Annotated in this window: 3 protein-coding genes; all 3 read left to right on the forward strand. The window is 68.3% G+C overall.

The features are described from left to right. On the forward strand, positions 1–2,160 hold a 2,160-nt coding region (locus AC1DYI_RS27855; RefSeq protein ID WP_477207370.1), incomplete at its 5' end, for a CHAT domain-containing protein. A 78-nt stretch (positions 2,161–2,238) separates the two neighbouring features. Further along, positions 2,239–3,672 carry a S8 family serine peptidase gene (locus AC1DYI_RS27860; protein ID WP_477207371.1) on the forward strand — a complete coding sequence of 478 codons (1,434 nt, stop codon included), beginning with the start codon at positions 2,239–2,241 and terminating at the stop codon, positions 3,670–3,672. Between the two features lie 187 nt (positions 3,673–3,859). Then, positions 3,860–4,258 carry a hypothetical protein gene (locus tag AC1DYI_RS27865; RefSeq protein WP_477207372.1) on the forward strand — a complete coding sequence of 133 codons (399 nt, stop codon included), beginning with the start codon at positions 3,860–3,862 and terminating at the stop codon, positions 4,256–4,258. Positions 4,259–4,352: the final 94 nt, after the last annotated feature.

The raw sequence follows: 4,352 nt of genomic DNA on the forward strand, positions 1-4,352 counted from the left end.
GAGCGGGCGGCGAGCCTGGCGCGCGCGCACGGGTTCACGGTCCTGCACGCCCAGTCGCTGGAGGCGCGCGGCCGAGTCGAGATCAACCGCGGCGGCCGCGTGGCGGCGCTGCAGGCGCTGACGCAAGCCACCGAGATCCTTGCGCAGGCCGGTGCCTCGCCGCAACGACGCCTGGAATCAGAAACAGCGCTGGCCGAGGCCTGCCAGTCCGCCAACCTGATCGAAGAATCGCTCGAACGCTACGGGCAGGTCGCCGCCTGGGCACGCGACATCAAAGCGCCCAAAGAGCTGGCCTGGGCGTTGCTGCAGCGATCGCGCCTGCTGGCCCTCGGCCAGCGGCCAGTGGACGCGCTCGCCGGTCTCACCGAGGCGCGAGCCCTGGGTGAATCGCTCGGCAACACGGCCTTCGTGGCCTCCATCGATCTGTGCCGCGCGCGGGTCGAACGCCGGCTTGGCGACGCCGCGGCCTCGCTGGCGAGCGCTAGTCAGGCCAGTGCGGCGCTCGAAGGCAGTGGCATCGTCAATTGGCAGCTCGAGGCCCGCGCGATCTCAGCGGCGGCGCGAAGTGATACCGGCGAGCCGGCGCAAGCCGAGGCCTTGTTCGAAGCCATCCTGGCCGAGGCGGCGGCGCATGGCCTGGCTCCGGTGAGCTTCGAGTGCTTGGCAGGCTTGGGTGCAGCACGGCGTGTGCTCGGCCGTGTGGGCCCCGCGCGTGCCGCCTTCGAACGGGCGCTGGCGAGCCTGGAGGCCGACCGCGCGACGCTGCCTGGTGACGAACTGCGCAGCGCGCTCGGCGTCGAGGTGGCCAGCGTGCACGATCAGCTCGTCGACCTGGCGCTCGCCGCGGGCGACGCGCGGCAGCTGCTGGTGGACATCGAACGCGGGCGGGCGCGGGCGTTGGCGCTGGGGCTGGCTGACGGGCCGCAAAACGACGACGCCGAAACCGGAGATGCCGCGACCCAGCGGCTCGCCGTGACGCGCGAAGCCTGGCGCGATGCGCTCATGGCCGGCGAGACGAATCGCCTGCCGGGACTGACCCAAGAAGCGCTCGCGCTGGAGCAGGCGTTGACCCGCGGTTGGCGCCGGCATGATCTCGGCGCTGGTGCGCCGGGGTCTGCGGCGGCGGACCGCTTTGACACCGCGGCGCTGCAAGCCGCACTAGGGCCTGGGCGTGCGCTCGTGCTGTTCCATCTGCATGCTGACCGGCTGTTGAGCGTCGTCGTCACCGAACGGCATATCGACCACCTCGTGGCGCCAGTGGGCGACCTCTCCGAACGCATCCGGGCCCTGCGCTTCCAGATCGACGCCGTGCGCGGCGCGCCGCCGGCACTGAGCCGGCATGCCGAGCGCCTGCGCCAGCGCCTGCTCACCCACGCGCAGGCCCTGTTCACGCACCTCTGGTCCCCGCTCGAAGGCTTGGTGCGCGACTGCCCGCAGATCGTGGTCGTGCCGCACGGCGCCTTGCACGAGCTGCCGTTCGCCACACTGCACGATGGCAAGAGGTGGCTGGTCGAACGCCATGTGCTCAGCGTCGCGCCCAGCGCCGGCATCTGGGCCGCGGCGCAGAGCCGCCCGCCGCCGCGCGAGCTGCGTGCGCGGCGCGCGCTCGTCGTTGATGTCGCGGGTGACGATCTGGGCCACGTGACGCAGGAGCAGCGCGCGGTGGCCGACGCGCTCGGCCCCGAGACGGTGCTGCTGCGCGAGGCCGCAGCGACCGGCCGGGCCTTCTGCGAAGCGGCACGCCATGCCGAGCTGTTGCACCTGGCGTGCCATGCGCGCTTTCGCGCTGACAACCCGACTTTCTCTTACCTTCGGCTGGCCGACGGCCCGCTGCCGATGCACGAGCTGGCGCGGGTGCGCCTGGCGGCGGCGCCACTCGTGGTGCTGTCGGCCTGCGAAACCGGCGTCAGCCGCGTCGCGCCGGGCGATGAGGCCGTCGGGCTGGTGCGCGCCTTTGCACTCGCTGGAGCGCGCGAAATCGTCGCTTCGCTGTGGGCGGTCGACGATGCAGCAACCGCTGCGCTGATGACCGCGTTCTACGCCGGGCTGCGCGCGGGCCACTCGTCAGCTTCGGCGCTGCACGCAGCGCAATCGGCCGCGGCCGTGCGTGGCGAGCATCCCTATGGCTGGGGATCGTTCGTGGTCCACGCATTGGGTTGAATCAAGGGGGGTCTGTACTTTCACGCCGATGGCCCACTCCGTGCGTTGTCCAACGGATGGACAAAGGAAGGATCAACCATGATGAAACGAAAGACACCGCGGCCAACGGGCCAGTCGGCTTCTCGCCTGGCCGCGGCGCTGATGTGCGCCCTGCCCCTGTCGCTTTGCCTCGCGGCCACCGGCGCCGGCACATCGAGCCTGAAAACCACGGTCGTGCACCAGGTGGTCGTGCAGCTGATTGACACGAGTCCCGCAACGATGGACGCTGTCTTGACCAAGCTGCGGCACGACGGCTTCAACGTGAAGGTGACCGACCAGGTCACCAGCCGGCCGGTCTACCTGCTCACGATCGGCAAGACCAGGACCGCACAGGCTGCTGTCGACGATCTCAATGAGTGGCAAGACCCTCGGCTGGAGTTCGCCGAAGTGAACCAGCTCGTCACGTCAGACCCGTGGCTGCACGACGACAGCCATGCCAAGCTCAACTCGGTGCTGGCGATTGGCGATGGCGCCACCTGCATCGACGGCCCCAACTGCGAGCCCAAGGCGGTGAAGGACCTGCTGCGGCTGGACAAGGCCCACACCCAGAGCACGGGCCTCGGCGTTCGCGTGGCGGTGCTGGACACCGGCACCGACTGGAATCACCCCGCCTTCGCGACTGTGGATTTCCGGGCGCAGTACGACTTCCTCGACAATGACTTCGATGCGATGGAAGGTGGCGTGGCGATCGAGAACGCCGAAGATTTCGGCAAGTCCAGCGTTGGCCACGGCACGCACGTCGCGGGCATCGTTCACCGCGTCGCCCCCGATGCCCAGTTGATGATCGGCCGCATCCTGGACCCGAGTGGCACGGGAACGACGTGGCTGACGGCCAAGGGCATCTTCTGGGCGATCGATCCCTCCGGCACCGGCCAGATGGAATCGGGCGCGCACGTGATCAACCTCAGCCTGGACACGAAGTTCGACACCCAGGTGCTGCACCTGGCGGCGGACGTGGTGACCTGCGCCGCCGTGCCCGCGCGGCCGGCCTGGGTCTCCGATCAGAACCGCTGCACCGGCCCCGAGCACCTGCAGGCCGTGGTGCTGGCTGCCGCAGGCAACGACGCGACCGACAAGGTCAAGCGCTACCCGGCCGCCTACGCCATCCCGGGCTTGATCGCGGTAGCCGCCAGCGACAACACCCTGAACAAGGTCCGGGCCATGGCGGACTTCACCAACTCGGGCGGGTTCGTCGACATCGCGGCACCGGGCCTGGGCATCCTCAGCCAGTTCTTCGACGACTCGCATGCCACGATCAGCGGCACGTCGATGGCGGCACCGATGGTGTCGGGGCTCGCCGCCCTGGTGAAGGGCTTGGGCCCGACCCCGAACGACTGGTCCGCCACGGCGGTCGTGCAGCGCATCAAGGACCGAAGCGTCTCGATGTGCGGACCGGGCACGCCGCTGGCCTTCAAGCATATCGATGTGGCCGGCACCGTCGACGGCGACGTTGCGCTGGGGCCCTGCCCGTAGCGCCTGCTGCTTGAACTCCAAGAAGCGAGGGGCGCCATTCGGCGCCCCTTCTGCTTTGTTCGAACAGCTGCCTTGTCATGCGCCAGGCATGTACGAATTCAGTGGCCCCGCACTCTGTGCGTTAGGTGATGGCAGATCTGTCGCCACCTGTCCACGTCACACCAGCCATCGATACAGGAGTTGAATCATGAACCGGTTGYTCGCCAAATTCGCCGCCCTGTCCATCATCGCGACAGCGACGATGCTCGCCTCCGCCGCCACCCAGGCGGCAACCTGCTCGGACGTCAAGCTGACGCTCGGCAACATCTCTGGGGAATACGTCAAGATGACGAAGCTGCAGTACAAAGACGGTGGCTCCTGGAAGACCAAGACGGGCATTTTCGGCATCGACGGCAACGACAAGATCGAAGATGGCTGGGAGTTCATCTACACCGTCAATTTCTCGGGCATCGACGGAGAGTCGACCGACCTCAAGCTTCAGTACTACCTCTGGGCAGGCGGCTCGACCTGGGTCGGCCCCTACTACGAGTACCACGGCACGTTCACATGCTACGACGGCAAGGCCGTCAGCATGTACATCGAATAGGCCAAGCGGGTGCGACCCACATGCAGTCGCACCCGACCTCACTTCGCTGCGCTGCTGGTTGTTGCCGAGGGCCGAACGCAACAACCTGCTTGGC

The sequence above is a fragment of the Ideonella sp. P3_A4 genome, assembly GCF_056403075.1.